The organism is Amycolatopsis sp. NPDC033938 (assembly GCF_055575975.1).
Genome location: NZ_JBVIRO010000021.1, coordinates 108,280 through 124,310, shown reverse-complemented (window position 1 = coordinate 124,310; position 16,031 = coordinate 108,280). Strand labels below are relative to the sequence as shown.

Annotated in this window: 13 protein-coding genes; 10 read left to right on the top strand and 3 right to left on the bottom strand. The window is 69.8% G+C overall.

Features of this window, described 5'->3' with window-relative positions; genetic code table 11:
* Nucleotides 1–37: 37 nt before the first annotated feature.
* The gene (locus ACZ5ZX_RS35680; protein ID WP_465506382.1) at nucleotides 38–667 is read right to left on the bottom strand and encodes a class I SAM-dependent methyltransferase; all 630 of its coding nucleotides are present in this window, start codon (nucleotides 665–667) and stop codon (nucleotides 38–40) included.
* Between the two features lie 69 nt (nucleotides 668–736).
* Between ACZ5ZX_RS35680 and folC the strand changes: the two genes are divergently transcribed.
* The 7 genes from folC (at nucleotide 737) to ACZ5ZX_RS35645 (ending at nucleotide 10,450) form a co-directional block, all read left to right on the top strand.
* Nucleotides 737–2,413: a bifunctional tetrahydrofolate synthase/dihydrofolate synthase gene (gene folC, locus ACZ5ZX_RS35675; protein ID WP_465506381.1), complete on the top strand. Its 1,677-nt coding sequence runs from the start codon at nucleotides 737–739 to the stop codon at nucleotides 2,411–2,413.
* Nucleotides 2,410–2,808, top strand: coding sequence for a DUF4233 domain-containing protein (locus ACZ5ZX_RS35670; protein WP_465506380.1), 399 nt, complete (start codon nucleotides 2,410–2,412; stop codon nucleotides 2,806–2,808). The genes folC and ACZ5ZX_RS35670 overlap by 4 nt, the downstream gene beginning before the upstream one ends.
* A gap of 229 nt (nucleotides 2,809–3,037) precedes the next feature.
* Nucleotides 3,038–4,060 (top strand): metallophosphoesterase family protein, encoded by a 1,023-nt coding sequence (locus ACZ5ZX_RS35665; protein ID WP_465506379.1) that lies wholly within the window; start codon nucleotides 3,038–3,040, stop codon nucleotides 4,058–4,060.
* Between the two features lie 71 nt (nucleotides 4,061–4,131).
* Nucleotides 4,132–5,709 carry an alkaline phosphatase D family protein gene (locus ACZ5ZX_RS35660; RefSeq protein ID WP_465506378.1) on the top strand — a complete coding sequence of 526 codons (1,578 nt, stop codon included), beginning with the start codon at nucleotides 4,132–4,134 and terminating at the stop codon, nucleotides 5,707–5,709.
* Between the two features lie 58 nt (nucleotides 5,710–5,767).
* Nucleotides 5,768–6,178, top strand: coding sequence for a nucleoside-diphosphate kinase (ndk, locus tag ACZ5ZX_RS35655; RefSeq protein WP_037310703.1), 411 nt, complete (start codon nucleotides 5,768–5,770; stop codon nucleotides 6,176–6,178).
* Between the two features lie 55 nt (nucleotides 6,179–6,233).
* The gene (locus ACZ5ZX_RS35650) at nucleotides 6,234–6,977 is read left to right on the top strand and encodes a maleylpyruvate isomerase family mycothiol-dependent enzyme (protein ID WP_465506377.1); all 744 of its coding nucleotides are present in this window, start codon (nucleotides 6,234–6,236) and stop codon (nucleotides 6,975–6,977) included.
* Between the two features lie 110 nt (nucleotides 6,978–7,087).
* Nucleotides 7,088–10,450: a phosphodiester glycosidase family protein gene (locus ACZ5ZX_RS35645; RefSeq protein ID WP_465506376.1), complete on the top strand. Its 3,363-nt coding sequence runs from the start codon at nucleotides 7,088–7,090 to the stop codon at nucleotides 10,448–10,450.
* 312 nt (nucleotides 10,451–10,762) lie between these two features.
* Here the strand turns inward: ACZ5ZX_RS35645 and ACZ5ZX_RS35640 are convergent, their stop codons facing one another.
* Nucleotides 10,763–11,779 (bottom strand): M14 family zinc carboxypeptidase, encoded by a 1,017-nt coding sequence (locus ACZ5ZX_RS35640; protein WP_465506375.1) that lies wholly within the window; start codon nucleotides 11,777–11,779, stop codon nucleotides 10,763–10,765.
* Between the two features lie 118 nt (nucleotides 11,780–11,897).
* On the opposite strand from ACZ5ZX_RS35640, the gene ACZ5ZX_RS35635 reads away from it, so the two are divergent.
* From ACZ5ZX_RS35635 to ACZ5ZX_RS35625, 3 genes are read left to right on the top strand one after another with little or no spacing between them, the layout of a single operon-like run.
* Nucleotides 11,898–12,812 carry an ABC transporter ATP-binding protein gene (locus tag ACZ5ZX_RS35635; protein WP_465506402.1) on the top strand — a complete coding sequence of 305 codons (915 nt, stop codon included), beginning with the start codon at nucleotides 11,898–11,900 and terminating at the stop codon, nucleotides 12,810–12,812.
* The gene (locus ACZ5ZX_RS35630) at nucleotides 12,812–13,627 is read left to right on the top strand and encodes an ABC transporter permease (RefSeq protein WP_465506374.1); all 816 of its coding nucleotides are present in this window, start codon (nucleotides 12,812–12,814) and stop codon (nucleotides 13,625–13,627) included. The genes ACZ5ZX_RS35635 and ACZ5ZX_RS35630 overlap by 1 nt, the downstream gene beginning before the upstream one ends.
* A gap of 1 nt (nucleotide 13,628) precedes the next feature.
* Nucleotides 13,629–14,456 carry an ABC transporter permease gene (locus ACZ5ZX_RS35625; protein WP_465506373.1) on the top strand — a complete coding sequence of 276 codons (828 nt, stop codon included), beginning with the start codon at nucleotides 13,629–13,631 and terminating at the stop codon, nucleotides 14,454–14,456.
* Between the two features lie 43 nt (nucleotides 14,457–14,499).
* On the opposite strand, the gene ACZ5ZX_RS35620 is transcribed toward ACZ5ZX_RS35625, so the two are convergent.
* A complete protein-coding gene (locus tag ACZ5ZX_RS35620) occupies nucleotides 14,500–15,930 on the bottom strand; it encodes a S8 family peptidase (protein ID WP_465506372.1) in 1,431 nt (476 codons plus the stop codon).
* Nucleotides 15,931–16,031 lie beyond the last annotated feature (101 nt).

Here is a 16,031-nt window from a genome sequence, read left to right as displayed (position 1 = left end):
TCGGGTGGTCGGGCCCCGGCTTCACCCGCTTGGGGTGTCACATCGGGTGATCGTCTTCTCGCTTGCGGTACACGAGGAGGTAGCGGTAGAAGAGCAGGTTCCGGAGCTCGCTCCCCGGCAGCAGCCGGGCCGCGTCGCGCCGGATCCGGTGCATCGGCGGGAACGTCTCCACGATCGGCGCGGCCGGCAGCGGATCGATCCCGCCGTTCAGCCGCTCGCCCGCGTACACGATCACCCTGGCCAGCGCGTTGATCGGCGAGGCGACGACGGCGCGGGCGTAGTCGGCGACCGTGCTCGGCCTGCCGAGGCCGAGCACGGCCAGCACCCCGCCGGGGACGAGCGCGTCCCGCAGCTTCGTGACCGTGTCGAACGGGACATGGTGGAGCGAGGCGAGGCAGGAGATGAAGTCGTACGCCCCCTCCGGCAGCTTCTCGGTGACGACGTCGGCCTGCCGGTAGGAGATCGTGCCGGGGCCCGGCGAGCCCGCCGCGCGGGCGAGGTCGATCATCGGGCCGGACCGGTCGATCGCCTCGACGTGCATCCCGGTCGCGGCGAGCCGCCGGGCGAACCGGCCACCGCCGCAGCCGACGTCCAGCGCCATCCCCGGTCCGGGAGGCAGCTGGTCGAGCAGCAGCGGATGGTAGTGATCGTTGTGGTTGAACCCCATGCGTCGAGAGTGCCAGCAAAGCCGCACGTAGACTCGGCTCGACAGGGAGTAAGGCCAAAAGGAGAGTTCGTGCCGCGAGGTGACGGCCGGGATTCCGAAGAATTCGCAGAATCCCCGGACCTGGCAGATCTGGACAGTTTCGCCGGCGTCGACGAATTGGGGGCACGTGCCCACGATCCGTCCGACGACACCGACCCGGATCTGGACGCACCCGACGCCGCGTACCAGGCGGGCGGCGGTGCCGGCGGCGGTATCGGCGGTGTCGGGCAGCTGGGGGACAACCTCGCGCTCGGCCCCGTGCCCGACCTCGTCGCGCCGGAGGACATGGAGCTGCACGAACTGGACGACCCTGGCGACGAGCCCGCCCCGGCCGACCCGAACGGGCAGCAGGCGCGCCGCGAACTGCTCGCGGTCGAGGCCGAACTGAACCTGCGCTGGCCCGAGACCAAGATCGAGCCTTCCCTCGCCCGGATCGCGGCGCTGGTCAACCTCATGGGTGAACCGCACCGTGGCTACCCGGTGGTGCACGTCGCCGGGACCAACGGCAAGGGCTCGACCGCCAGGATGATCGACGCGCTCCTGACCCGCATGGGCCTGCGCGTCGGCCGCTACACGAGCCCCCACCTGCAGCTGGTCACCGAGCGGATCGCGCTCGACGGTGCCCCCATCTCCGCCGCCGCGTACGTCGATCTGTACCGCGACGTCGCGCCCTACGTGACCATGGTGGACAACGCGGGCGGACCCGACGCGGTACCGATGAGCAAGTTCGAGGTGCTCACCGGCATGGCGTTCGCGGCCTTCGCCGACGCGCCCGTCGAAGCCGCCGTCATCGAAACCGGCCTCGGCGGCTCCTGGGACGCCACCAACGTCGCGGACGGCGACGTCGCCGTCATCACCCCGATCGGCGTCGACCACGTCGAGTACTTCGGCGGCGATCCGGCCAAGGCGGCGGTGGAGAAGTCCGGGATCATCAAACCCGGCAGCGTCGCGGTCATCGCCGAGCAGGACCCCGAAGTGCAGAAGATCCTGCTGGAACGCGCCGTCGAGGTCGACGCGAGCGTCGCCCGCGCGGGCAGCGAATTCGGCGTGCTGGAGCGCGAAATCGCCGTCGGCGGGCAGCTGCTGAAACTGCAGGGCCTCGGCGGGGTGTACGACGAGATCTTCCTGCCGCTGCACGGCGCGCACCAGGCCGCCAACGCCGCACTCGCGCTGGCCGCCGTCGAAGCGTTCTTCGGCGCGGGCAAGGACAGGCAACTGGTCGTCGAAGCCGTTCGCGAGGCCTTCGCGGAGGTCGAGACCCCCGGCAGGCTTGAGCGCGTCCGCGCCGCACCGACCGTACTGCTCGACGCCGCCCACAACCCGCACGGCGCCAAGGCACTCGCCACCACCGTCGCCGAGGAGTTCGCGTTCCGCCGGCTCGTCGCCGTCGTCGGCGTGATGGCCGAGAAGGACGCCCGCGGCATCCTGGACGCCCTCGAACCGGTCGTCTCCGAGATCGTCGTCACCAAGAACTCCTCCCCGCGCGCGATGCCGCTCGACGAACTCAACGAGATCGCCATCTCGATCTTCGGCGAAGACCGCGTCGTGGCCGAAGCGAGCCTCGACTCCGCGATCGAAACCGCCATCGGCCTCGTCGAGCAGAGCGACGACCCCGAGGAACCCCTGGCCGGCGGAGGCGTGCTGGTCACCGGCTCGGTCGTCACCGCGGGCGAAGCCAGGACCATGTTCGGTAAGGAGCCGGCGTGACCGACGACACCCCGAAGCCGCCGGCCAAGGACCCCATGAAGTCCTTCCGCGGCGTGATGGCCGGCTCCCTGATCATGGAAGGCATCACCGTCGCGCTCGCGCTGCCCGTCGTGGCGAAACTCGGCGGCGGCGTCGGTTCGCTCACCGGCTGGTCGGTGATCGTGATCGCGGTCGCGCTGATCGTGCTGTGCGGCTTCCTGAAGAAGCCCTGGGCGGTGCCCGCGGTACTGGTTCTGCAGGTCGCGCTGATCGCGTTCTTCGTCGCACTGCCCGCCGTGGCGATCCTCGGGGTGATCTTCCTCGGGATCTGGCTCTGGCTGCTGTGGTTGCGGCGGGACGTGGCGCGGCGGATGGCGGCCGGGACGTTACCCAGCCAGCAACAGCAAGCCGGATAGCGGCTGCGTCAGGTTGGTCGTGAGTGGCGATTCGGGTTCTTTTTGTTGTTTTGGGCCGATTGGGTTACAACCCCTAATCGCCACTCACGACCAACCCAGCCCACCCCCTCGCCGGAACCCGAAATTCCTGCCGCGTACACGCCCCGGCCGACCCGAAGTCACCGACGATCACCCCAAACATCCTACCTTTGCTCCGGAGATATTCGGCGCAACTGAATGTGGGTGTTCGATGGATCGCAGGTCGTTCATGCTGGCCACGGGTGGCGCGGTCGCCGCGACAGCGGCGACAGCCGCGCTGAGCTTCCCGGCGGAGGCCACTGGGGGCCGTGGTCCGCTAGGCCCGGCCGTGCGCTTCAACATCATCAGCGACATCCAGGGCGACCTCGCCGATTTCGGCAAGGCCCTGGACGACATCGAGACCACCAACCCGCGCGGCGCCGGTCTCGGCGTGGCGGGTGACATCACGCCGCGCGGCTACGACTTCGAGTACGCCCAGGTGCGGTCGGTGCTGGACAAGCATCCGCATCCGGGGAACGTGGCCTGGGCCATCGGCAACCACGAGTTCTACGTGCCGAAGTGGCGGGACCCGGACACGCTCGCGCAGGAGACCTGGCCCAACGGCACCACCGAGGATTCGCTGTTCCGTGGTTTCTACAACTTCGCCGGGCGCAACACGGTCTATTCGGAGACCTCGTTCGGCGGGGTTCCGGTGTTGTGCCTCGGCACCGAGCGCTACGCCAAGTACCACGACCCGAAGCTGTGGGACGAGGTGTGGCTCAGCGACCGGCAGTTCGCCTGGCTGGAACAGCGGCTGGCGTACTGGGACCGGTGGCGCAAGCCGGTGATGGTGCTGACCCATCACCCGCTGCCGAACACCGTGTCCGGCACGCGCAACAAGCTCTATCTCGGTGATTATCTCCAGGCCGACAGGCTGCTCGCGGTGCTCGGCAAATACCGCGACGTGTTCCTGTTCTCCGGGCACACCCACTGGGACCTCAACCTGTCCGACTGGGTGACCCGCCGGGTCGTTCCGGGCAGCGGCAACCTCGAAGGCTTCACCGTGGTCAACACCGGCGCCGTGCAGACCGGCTGGGTGGACGACGGCAAAGGCGGCGAGAAATCACTGGGCGGCAGCTTCAACCAGGGCCTCCAGATCGAGGTATACCACCGCGCCGTGGTGATCAAAGCACGTGACTTCACCACCGGGACCTGGCTCAAGCAGATCACCGTGCCGCTGCGGGACAGCCTCTGACCGCCCACTCGTTCATCGCCGCGCAAACCGCCGTTGGCCCGTCGGCCGTCGCCGCGGGATAGAACCGCGCCATGACCGCAACCCACCACAACCGTCGCGCGCTGCTCAAAGCCGGTCTCACCGGCGCCGGGGCCGTCGCGGGCGGACTGCTCCTCCCGACGACGGCCACCGCGAGCCCCGCCACGGCCGTCGCCGGGGCCCCGCTGATCCGCGGCGACCGTCCGCTGCTCACCCACGGCGTCCAGTCCGGCGACATCACCACCGGCTCCGGCATCGTCTGGTCTCGCGCCGACCGGCCTTCGCGGCTGATCGTCGAGGTCTCCAAGGATCCCTCGTTCCGCCACGCGCGCCGCGTGCGCGGGCCGGTGATGAGCCCGGAGACCGGTGGCACCGGCAAGGTCCGCGTCGCCGGGCTCGCGCCGGGGACCGAGGTCCACTACCGCGTGACCGCCGAAGCCCTCGACGGACGGACGTGCAGCGAGCCGGTCACCGGCCGGTTCGCCACCGCGCCGGTCGGCCGCTCGGACGTCCGGCTGCTGTGGTCCGGTGACGTCGCCGGGCAGAACTGGGGTATCAACCCCGAACGCGGCGGGATGACGATCTACCGCGCGATGGCAGACCGTCGTCCGGATCTGTTCCTGCACTGCGGCGACACGGTGTACGCCGACGCGCCGCTCACCGAGACCGTCGCCCTGCCCGGCGGCCGTGTGTGGCGCAACATCGTCACCCCGGAGAAGGCGAAGGTCGCCGAGACGCTCGACGAGTACCGCGGTCAGTTCGCCTACAACCTCCTCGACGACAACCTCAAGCGGTTCACCGCGAACGTGCCCGCCTACGTGCAGTGGGACGACCACGAAGTCGTGAACAACTGGTATCCGGGGGAAATCCTCGACGACCGTCCCGAATACACGGAGAAACGCGTCGACGTGCTCGCCGCCCGCGCGTTCCAGGCGTTCCACGAATGGCATCCGATCGACCGGCGCCAGGCGGTCGACGGCCGGGTCTACCGCAACTTCCGCCACGGTTCCCGCGCCGAGGTCTTCGTCCTGGACATGCGGACCTACAAGGACGCCAACACCGCCGACCAGACCAAACCCGGCCGGATCCTCGGTGACCGCCAGGCGCGCTGGCTCGTCGACGCGCTCGACCGCAGCACGGCCACCTGGAAGATCGTCCAGGCCGACCTCCCGATCGGCCTGACCGTCCCGGACGGCAAAGGCATCGAAGGCGTCGCGAACGGCCTGCCCGGCGCACCCGGCGGCCGCGAGACCGAACTCGCCTGGGTACTGCGGGAAATCTCGCGGCGCAAGGTACGCAACGTCGTCTGGCTGACCGCCGACGTGCACTACACCGCGGCGCACCACTACTCGCCGGACCGCGCGTCGTTCACCGACTTCGACCCGTTCTGGGAGTTCGTCTCCGGCCCGTTGAACGCGGGCGCGTTCGGCCCGAACACGCTCGACCCGACCTTCGGCCCTGAGGCTGTCTTCGTGCACGCCCCGCCCGCCGCGAACACGTCGCCCGCGGACGGGTTCCAGCACTTCGGCGAGGTGAACATCGACGGCGCGAGCGGTGCGCTCACGGTCGATCTGCGCGACGCGACGGGTGCTTCGCTGTGGTCGAAGACCCTGCAGCCGCAACGCCGGTGACCCGGGCGGATAAGCTCCCGGCGAATAGCACGAACCCCACCCAAGGAGAAATACCGTCGTGACTGAACGCACGCTGGTCCTCGTCAAGCCCGATGGCGTCGCGCGCGGCCTCGTCGGCGAGGTCATCTCGCGCATCGAGCGCAAGGGCCTGAAGCTCGCCGCCCTCGAACTGCGCACCGTCGAGCGCTCGGTCGCCGAGGAGCACTACGCCGAGCACAAGGAGCGCCCGTTCTTCGGCGATCTCCTCGAGTTCATCACCTCGGGCCCGCTGGTCGCGATCGCCGTCGAGGGACCGCGCGCCATCGCCGCCTTCCGTCAGCTCGCCGGCGGCACCGACCCGGTCGAGAAGGCCACCCCGGGTACCCTGCGCGGCGACTTCGCGCTGGAGACCCAGTACAACCTGGTGCACGGCTCGGACTCCCCGGAGTCGGCCGAGCGCGAGCTCAAGCTCTGGTTCCCCGAGGTCTGACACACTCGTGGGTGGTGCGGGAAGTCCGCGCCACCCACGGATCTGGGGGTTGTCGATGACACCGGACGAGTACCTGGCACGGCTGCGGGAACTCACCGCCGGTTTCGCGGAGGTCGCGCGCACCGGGAACCACACGGCGTCCGTGCCGTGCTGCGGTGACTGGAACCTGCGTGACCTCGTCGTCCACCTCGGCAACGTCCACCGCTGGGCGGCCGGGATCGTGCGCACCGGTGAAGTCTCCTCGCAGGGCTTCGAAACCGAACCGGACGAGGATCTCGCCGCTTGGTACCGCGCGTCCGCGGACGGCCTGATCGAGGCTTTGCGCGAGGCCGCCCCGGAAGACGGCGCCTGGAATTTCACCGCCGCGGCCAAGACCAAGGCCTTCTGGTTCCGCCGCCAGGTCCACGAGACCGCGGTGCACCTGCTCGACGCGCACCGCGCGGCCGGAACCGAGTACACCCTCGACCCGTCCATCGCCGCCGACGGCGCGGACGAGGTCCTCCTCGGCATGCTGCCGAAGGTGAAACGCTGGCACACCCCGCCCGCGGTCACAGTTCCGGTGCTGCTGAAGACCTCCGACACCGGACACGCCTGGTTGATCACACCGCCGGGCGAAAACGACGTCCCCGGTTCGCGAACGGCCGACCCCGCCGAGACCGCGGAAGCCGTCGTCGAGGGACCTGCCGAAGGACTGGACCTGGTGCTGTGGCAGCGGGTCGCCCTCGCCGAATCCGGGCTGAAGATCACCGGCGACGTCGCGGCGGCCGAGACCTTCCTCGACGGCCCTTTCACGCCCTGATCTTCGGCGCCCTACGCCGTTCGGTTCACGTTCACCTCCGGGTCTTCTCCTGGCGGCTCGCGTCCGCTGTGCTGAGCTGAGCCGACTCTCACTCGATCGTGGGGTATTCCGTGAGAAAATCACGCCTATGGGCGCTCGCTGTTCTGCTGCCCGGATCACTGATCGCCGTACCGGCGCACGCCGATCCGCTGGCCGCACCGCTCGGTCCGGCACCCGTCGAAGCCGCCCCGGCGGCGTCCTCGGCGAAGGAGGGCCCGTCCGCGTACGCCGTGGCCGCGCCCGACGACGGTCTCGTCACCACCAGCGCGACTTCGCGGGTGGCACCGGGGCTGAGCCTCACCGAGTTCGACCGCTACGACCCGGCGGGCTGGATCCGCGGCGACACCCTCGCCGTCGACCTCACCAGCAAGACGCTCAAGCCGACTTATCTCAGCCCTGGCACGGTTTCCGCGCGGACGCCGCTTTCGCAGCAGGTCGCCAGGAGCGGCGCGGTCGCCGGGGTGAACGGCGACTTCTTCGACATCAACGCCAGCGGCGCGCCGATCGGTGTCGGCATCGACGCCGGGAAACTCCAGACGGCCCCGGCGCACGGGCACAACCTGACCGCGTCGATCACCGAAGAAGGCAAGGCGCGGCTCGCGGAGGTCTTCCTCGACGCGTCCGTCACCCTGCCCGACGGCCGGGTCGTTCCCGCGTCGAACTTCAACAGCCCGGTGCTGAGCGGCGACGCGATCGGCGTCTACACGCCGCTGTGGGGCGCGTCTTCGCGGCGGACCTCGGTCGCCGGAGCCCAGCGCGTCATCGAGGCCGAGGTCTCCGGCGGCGTCGTCACGCAGGTGCGTCCGCAGCCCGCGGACGGTCCGATCGCCGCGGGTGCCACCGTCCTGCTCGCCCGTGACGGCGGCGTGGACACGTTGTCCGGCTTGAAGATCGGCGACCGGGTGGGGGTCGCCTACGCGCCGAAGAGCGACGCGGGCAAGCTGTCCGTCTCGGTCGGCGGCAACGTCGTCCTGGTGCGTGACGGCGCGATCCAGCCGGTCGACAACGTCGCCATGCACCCCCGGACCGCGGTCGGGTTCTCCGCCGACGGCACGAAGATGTGGCTCGCCACGGTCGACGGCCGCCAGGCCGACAGTCGCGGCATGACGGAACTGGAACTCGCCCGCCATCTGAAGTCGCTCGGCGCGGACGACGCCATCAACCTCGACGGCGGTGGCTCTTCGACCCTGCTCGCCCGCGAGGAAGGCGAGAAAGCGCCGCTGGTGCGCAACTCGCCGTCGGACGGCGGGGAACGCCTGGTGCCCAACGGCATCGGCGTCGCAACGGTGCCCGGCAGCGGGCGGCTGACCGGGTTCTCACCCCGCCCCGCGCAGGACACCGCCGACGCGGCCCGCGTGCTTTCCGGGCTGACGCGGAAACTCGTCGCCGGAGGCCACGACGAGACCGGCGCCGCCGTCGACGGCGAAGCCCGCTGGCTCAGCACGAATCCCTTCCGCGGCACCGTGACCGACGGCGTCTTCACCGCGCACCCCGACCGGCTCCGGCCGGACGCGCCCGCGAACGTCGAGGTCTACGCGAAACGCGGCGGCGTCCTGGGCAAGACAACACTGAACGTGCTCGGCTCACCCGTCCGGCTGGGCACCAGCACCGAGCAGGTCGCGCTGTCGGGGGAGGGCGCACGGAGCACGTTCAAGGTCTATGGCTACGACGCCGACGGTTACGGCACCTGGATCGAGCCCGACGACGTCAAACTCGACTACGACCCCGCGGTGGTGCGGATCGAGCCGTCGGGCGACGGATTCGCGGTCACCGCGTTGAAGGCATCGGGCGCTTCGGCGATCACGGCCACCGCCGGTGGGAAGACGACGCATCTGGCGGCGTCCGTCGGCACGGAATCCCGCGTGGTGGCGGCTTTGGACGGTCCGGCGGGCTGGACGGCCAGCGTCTTCCCCGCCGTCGTCGGCGCCGCGCTGTCCGAGGCGCCCGGTCGTGAGGGTGGCCGCGGACTGGCGCTGGACTACCGGCTGAACGGAACCAACGCCACGCGCGCGGCGTACGTCAACTCGGCGGCGCCGATCGCGCTGCCGCCCGGCACCCAGCGTGTCGGCCTGTGGGTCGACGGCGACGCGAAGGGCGCCTGGCTGCGGGCGGAACTCCGCGACGCCGCCAACGTTCCGTCCCTGGTGGACCTTTCGCTGAGTGTGGACTGGACGGGCTGGCGCTACGTCAAGGCGGCGATCCCGGCCGGCCTTCCCGGCGGGCAGCGGCTGACGAAGTTCTACGCCGTCGAGAACGTCCCGGACCAGCAGTACGAAGGACGGCTGGTCTTCGACGACCTCACCTTCGAGGTCGCGCCCGCGGCGAGCGTCCCGGCCGATCCGGCGCCGCGTGACCCGGCGCTGATCACCGACGGCACCGCGACCGGCGGCCTGCGGATCGCCGTGGTCAGCGACGCCCAGTTCACCGCCGACGCCCCGGACGGCCCGCTGGTCGCCCAGGCCCGCCGCGCGCTGCGCGAGGCGGTGGCGGCGAAACCGGATCTCGTGCTGATCAACGGCGACTTCGTCGACCGTGGCACGGCCGCCGATTTCGCGCTGGCGCGCTCGATCATCGACGCGGAACTGGTCGGCAAGGCACCCTGGTACTACCTCCCCGGCAACCACGAAGCCGACGGTGGGCACGGGCTCACCGAGTTCCAGGCGGCGTTCGGGCAGACCCACCGCGTCGTCGACGTCGCCGGGATCCGCTTGGTACTGCTGGATTCTTCACGCGGTTCCCTGCGCGCGGGCGGATTCGACCAGATCCGGATGCTGCGCGAGGCGCTGGACGGCGCGAAGACCGACAGGAGGATTCGCGGGGTGGCCGTCGCGATGCACCACCCGGTCAAGGACCCCGGTCTCGCCGGGAATTCGCAACTGGCCGACCGCAAGGAAGCCGCGATGCTGACAGGCTGGCTGACGGCGTTCGAGCGCGAGTCGGGGAAGCAGGCGGCCGCGATCGCTTCGCACGCGGGTGTGTTCAGCCTGTCGCGGGTGGACGGCGTGCCGTATCTGGTGAACGGCAACTCCGGGAAGTCGCCCGCGGCCGCGCCCGGCGACGGCGGGTTCGTCGGCTGGACGATGGTCCGGTTCGAACCGGGGGACAAGACGCAGCCGGTGCGCTTCGAGACGCGGCCGAACGTCGACGCGCTCACGCTGTCCGGGCCCTCGTCGCTGGCTAGCGGGGAGAAGGCGGACGTCCGGGCGGTCGTGACGCAGGGAACCCGTCAGGTCCCGGTGTCGTACCCGGTCAGCGCGGACTGGAAGGGCGGCTGGGGCACGCACGTCGCCGACGGGTTCCGGCCCGCGATGCCGTGGGACGTCGCGTCCTTCGACCCGGCGACCGGTGTGCTGACCGCGTTGCGGCCCGGGACGGCGAGCCTTTCGGTCACCGTCAACGGGGTCACGCGGAGCTTGCCGGTCACCGTCCGCTAGTGCCATGAAAGGTCCTTTCCTTGCAAAATTTGCAAGGAAAGGACCTTTCATGGCGAATGTCAGGCGGCTTCGTCCTGGGTTCCGGAGGTCGTGAGTGTTGAGTGTCGTTCTAACGACACTCAACACTCACGACCAGGCCTTGCTCGCAAGCTTCCGTGAAGACATTCTCTACCGTCGGGGTAGGCAAGAAGGCCTCCACGGACCGCGGTTTGGGCTCTCAGCAGGGGGTGAAGGGCGCTTTCCCCGTATCGCATGCGAGGAAAGCGCCCTTCGCCGCGTGAGATGCAAGGAAAGGACCTTTCATGGCACGCGTCAGGCGGCTTCGCCCTCTTCTTCGGCCGTACCCGGAAGCGCCGGACCCCGAGGCGGGATCGCCTCGGCGTCGGCCGGATCCACCTTCCGCACCGAACCGTCGGCCGCGGCCTGCGCGATCGCGAGCATCGAGGCCAGCGCGTCCTGGATCTGCTGCTGCTCACGCTCCGGGATGAGGCTCAGTTCGATCAGCACGCTGCCGTTGCCGAGCAGGCCGTACCCGTTGCGCGCGATGCCCTGGTAGTCACCGCCCGGGTATTGCGAGACGTAGCCGCCGTTGCCGTCGATCGACCGCTGCACCACGACCGCGATCTGCTTCGCGAAGTCCACATCGGACGGTTTCACACCCGGGTTCGTCGGCCACAGCGTCGAAGCGGTGATCTCCTTGCCCTTGCCGTCCTGGTACCGGCCCTGCATGTGGTAGTCGACCATGATGTCCGGCTTGAACGACGCGTTCCGCCGCTGGATCAGCCCCGCCTCGGTGGCCGGGTTGTCCTCCGGCGCGACGGCCGGGTCGTGGTACCGGTTGATGTCGTAACCCTTGCCCTTTTCGCCGTACTCGGGAGTGGCCTTCGGGTCGTAGTTGTAGCGCCAGTCGTGCTCGTGCCCGTCGGGGTTGGCGCGCACGACGATGTCGACGGTCACCTTCGCGAGCAGCTTCTGAGCCCACGCGCTGTGCCCGGCGCCGACCTTGCGCAGGAACTCGAGCGCGGCCGGGGTGCCGAGCGGCTCGTCGCCATGCTGCTGGGTGACGTACTGGACACGCGTCTTGCCGTGGCCGACCCTGGCCGCCCACACCGGACGGCCCTCGTTGCTGCGCCCGATCTCGCTCACCCGGATCTTGCCGTGGCTGAGCAGCGCCAGTTTGTGCAGTTCGAAGGCCAGTTTGGCGGTGGAGGGCCGAGGATCGACGGTCCGGCCGTCCACAGTGGTCTCGGCTGCTTGGGCGGCGGGAGCCACCAAGAGCCCGGCGGTGACAAAAACGGACAACAGGGCGATTTTGGGCTTCAGACTCATGGTCGGTGAGTATCGACGAGGCGGGACCGTCCAACAAGGGTCCGGGTAAACCGGTCGAATTTTGTCGGTGCCAGGTTCTAGGGTGCGAACCGTGGGTGACTCAGAGCACGAACCGGCGATGGTGCAGGCGAAGGCGTTGGTCAAGCGCTTCGGTGATTTCGAGGCGGTGCGCGGGATCGACGTGGACGTCCGCCCGGGGGAGGCGTTCGGCTTCCTCGGGCCCAATGGCGCGGGCAAGTCCTCCACCATGCGGATGATCGCGAGCGTGTCGCCCCGCAGCGACGGTGACCTGCGCGTTCTCGGGATGGATCCGGATATCGAGGGGCCGAAGATCCGCGCCCGGCTCGGGGTGGTGCCGCAGCAGGACAACCTGGACACCGAACTCACCGTCCGTCAGAACCTGCAGATCTACGGCCGCTACTTCGGCCTGTCCCGCGCGCACGTGCGGAGCAAGGCCGAGGAGCTGATGGAGTTCGCCCAGCTCACCGACCGGGCGGAGGCGGAGGTCGATTCGCTCTCCGGCGGGATGAAGCGGCGGCTGGCCATCGCGCGGTCCCTGGTCAACGACCCGGAGCTGCTCCTGCTCGACGAGCCGACCACGGGGCTGGATCCGCAGGCCCGGCATCTGTTGTGGGACAGGCTGTTCCGGCTCAAGGCCGGCGGGACCACGCTGATCATCACCACGCACTACATGGACGAAGCAGAGCAGCTTTGCGACAGGCTGGTCGTGATGGACAACGGCCGCATCGCCGCCGAAGGCTCGCCCGCGGACCTGATCAGCCGGTACTCCACCCGCGAGGTCGTCGAACTGCGGTTCCCGAACGGCGAACAGGAGGCGGCCGCGAAACGGATCGAAGGCCTCGCCGAACGCGTCGAGGTGCTCCCGGACCGGGTCCTGCTCTACACGATGACCGGCGAGGCCACCCTCGAACAGGCACACGCGCGCGGGCTGCGGCCGCTGTCGAGCCTGGTCCGCCGTAGTTCACTGGAGGACGTCTTCCTCCGCCTCACCGGCCGGACGCTGGTGGACTGATGACCACAGCACGGACGAAGGCCTCGACGGGCCGCGTGGTGTCGACCTGGCTCGGCGCCTGGCTCCGGGTCGAGGGGTACTGGATGTGGTACCGCCGGTACTGGCTGTCCACGTTGTACTCGACGGGCCTGCAGCCGGTGATGTTCCTGGCCGCGATGGGTCTCGGATTCGGCTCGCAGGTGCGGGCCGGTGCCGCGACAGGCGGGTTCTCCTACCTCGAGTACGTCGCGCCCGCGCTGCTCGTCGCCGGCGCGGCGCAGCTGGCGGTGGGGGAGTCCAGCTACCCGGTGCTGTCCGGGTTCAAATGGCAGCAGAGCTATGTGGCCGTCACCGCGTCGCCGATCACCCCGGGGCAGGTGCTCGGCAGCCAGATCATCTGGGTCGGGATCCGGTTGACCCTGGCCGGAGCGATCTACGCCGTCATCGCCGCGCTGTTCGGTGCGTGGACGAGCTTCGGCGTGCTCGCGGTCATCCTGATCGGGACGCTCACCGGTCTCGCCTGCGGCACCCCGGTGATGGCGCTGGCCGCGACCACCTACGACGAGGGCTCCCGGTTCGGCCTGGTGTTCCGGTTCATCCTGATCCCGATGACGTTGTTCTCCGGCACGTTCTTCCCGATCACCGAACTGCCGGCCCCGCTGATGTGGATCGCCTGGCTTTCCCCGCTGTGGCACGGCAACGAGGCCGCCAGGGCGGTCAGCCTCGGCACCGTCGGCCCGCTCGCCACGCTGGGGCACCTCGCCTTCCTGGTCGTACTGGCCGGCGCGGGCTGGGCGCTGGCGCACAAGTACTTCTACCGACGGCTGGTGGTCTGAAGTGACTGTTCTCGTCGATGCCCCGCGGCGTGGGGTGCTGCTGCGCGTCCTGCCGCCGTCGATGTACAGCGGCCGCTCGAAGGCGGTCCTGGAACGCACCTTCCTGACCTACTCGCACGTCTGGATGCTGTTCGTGTCCGGCGCCTTCGAGCCGCTGTTCTACCTGATGGCCTTCCAGCTCGGCTTCGGCAAGCTGGTCGGGGAGGTCGTCGGGCCCGGCGGTCAGGTGATGAGTTACGTCGCCTTCGTCGCGCCCGGCCTGCTCGCGGCGTCGGCGATGAACGGCGCGATTCTCGACTCGACGTACAACCTGTTCTTCAAGCTGAAGTACGCGAAGCTGTACGACGCCATGCTCGCCACCCCGATCGGGCCGCTGGACATCGCGCTCGGCGAGGTCGGCTGGTCGGTGTTGCGCGGCGGGATCTACTCGATGACCTTCCTCGGCGTGATGACCGCGATGGGGCTGCCCGGGTCGTGGTGGGCCGTGCTGATGATCCCGGCGGCACTGCTGATCGCCATGGCGTTCTCGGCCATCGGCATCGTGCTGGTGACCTTCCTGCGGTCGGTTTCGCAGTTCGACTACATCAATCTCGTGCTGATGCCGCTGTTCCTGTTCTCCACGACGTTCTACCCGCTTTCGGTCTACCCGGAGGCGATCCAGTGGATCGTGCGGATCTTCCCGCTGTACCACGGGATCGAGCTGATGCGCGGGCTCTCGATCGGCGTGCTGTCGTGGAGCATGATCGGGAACGTGCTGTACCTGACGGCGCTGGCGGCGGCCGGGATCTACGGGGCCTCGCGGCGCTTCGGGAAGCTACTGCTGCGCTGACCCCCCAACCGCGTTCAGAGGACTAAACGCGGGGCACCGGACCTCAGCGCGCCGGGTTCGGACCGCTCACCCGCGGCGCGACGGCGGCCAGCGCGTCGACCATCCCGTGCCCGTAGAAGCCGTTGAACCCCGCGTACCCGGTGCAGTACGCGTCCTGCGAGCCGTCACCGGTCAGGTCGTAGTCGGCGGGGCAAGCGATCGGCGTCGCCTGCGCGTCCAGCGTCCGCTTCAACTGGCGGGCGCTGTAGCCAGGGTGTTCCGAAGCGAGCAGTGCCACGACACCGGCGACATGCGGCGCCGCCATCGACGTCCCGCACAACGGCGCGTACCCGCCGGGAACGGTCGAAAGGACGCACTGTCCGGCCTCGCCGCCCGGAGCGGTCAGGTCGATCACGCCCAGCCCGTACGAGCTGTAACCCGCCTTGATCCGCTCCGCGCTCACGGACGACACCGCGACGACGTCTCGCAGGCCGGCGGGCAGCGCCTGACAGCCATCGGTCTGCACCCGGCCACCCGAGCGGGGTGACGGCACCAACCCGACGGCCTCGTTGGTCGCCGCCGCGACGTTGAGCGTGCCCGCCGAGGTCGCGTACTCGACCGCACGCGCCATGACCTCGTTCACCACGCCCCGTTCGTCATCGTGGGCGCACGAGAGCGACCACGGCTCGACGAAGTAGCTGCTGTTGGTCACCGTCATGCCCTGTGACGCGGCCCACATGAGCCCGCAGACGGCGGCCTCGGGGTCGGCGTACCCGCGGTCGTCGATCACCTTCACCGAGGCGATCCGCACCCCGGGCGCCACCCCGGTGACGCCTTTGCCGTCGTCGGCCGCCGCGATGATGCCCGCGACGTGGGTGCCGTGCGCCGAGGTCGTCGCGGCCCAGTTCCGGTCGGGGGCGCCGGTCAGGCAGCCCGCCGACCTGTCGGGGTCGAGCGCGGCCGTCAGGTCGGGGTGGGCGGGGTCGATCCCGGAGTCGAGGACGCCGACGACGACGTCCTTGCTGCCCCGCTCGACAGCGTGGGCCTTGTCGGCGCCGATCGCGCGCATGTTCCACTGCTCGTCGGTGCGGTCGGCCTTGGGCACCTTCGCCGGATCGGTCGGTTCGAGTTCGGCGCGCGCTGGCGTCGACCTGGGCGACGGCGTGCCGTTCGCCCGCTGCACCGCCAGCCGTTCCGCCTGCGCGCTGAACGCCGCGGCCGGCCGGACCAGCTCCGCGAAGGCACGGTCGGCCGAGGTCGCGACGGCCACCGCGATCTGCGGGTAGTAGATCGTCTGGCTGCCGCAGGCGCCGGTGACCGCCGCCTTGGCCTCGGCTTCGGAGGTACCCCTGTCGAAGGCGACGACGTAACGCAGCGCCCGGCCGACGGGATGACAGGATGACTCCGCTACGGCCGTCGTGGCCGCGGCGACCGAACCGCAGAGCACCACCAAGGCGCATACGGCCGCTCGCAGGGACCGCCCCAGCAGGGACACGCGACCTCCCACCGGAGAACAAGGGACTACGGGGATCGCTCCGGCCTGGGCCTCGGCGCTCCCGAGCCGCACGCTAGCCACCCTCGCACCCGTCGACAAGC

Coding starts and splice junctions, on each gene's coding strand:
- ACZ5ZX_RS35635 (WP_465506402.1), top strand. CDS start 11,898: ATGGTGCAGGCGAAGGCGTTGGTCAAGCGCTTCGGTGATTTCGAGGCG.
- ACZ5ZX_RS35665 (WP_465506379.1), top strand. CDS start 3,038: ATGGATCGCAGGTCGTTCATGCTGGCCACGGGTGGCGCGGTCGCCGCG.
- ACZ5ZX_RS35660 (WP_465506378.1), top strand. CDS start 4,132: ATGACCGCAACCCACCACAACCGTCGCGCGCTGCTCAAAGCCGGTCTC.
- ACZ5ZX_RS35640 (WP_465506375.1), bottom strand. CDS start 11,779: ATGAGTCTGAAGCCCAAAATCGCCCTGTTGTCCGTTTTTGTCACCGCC.
- ACZ5ZX_RS35630 (WP_465506374.1), top strand. CDS start 12,812: ATGACCACAGCACGGACGAAGGCCTCGACGGGCCGCGTGGTGTCGACC.
- ACZ5ZX_RS35680 (WP_465506382.1), bottom strand. CDS start 667: ATGGGGTTCAACCACAACGATCACTACCATCCGCTGCTGCTCGACCAG.
- ACZ5ZX_RS35650 (WP_465506377.1), top strand. CDS start 6,234: ATGACACCGGACGAGTACCTGGCACGGCTGCGGGAACTCACCGCCGGT.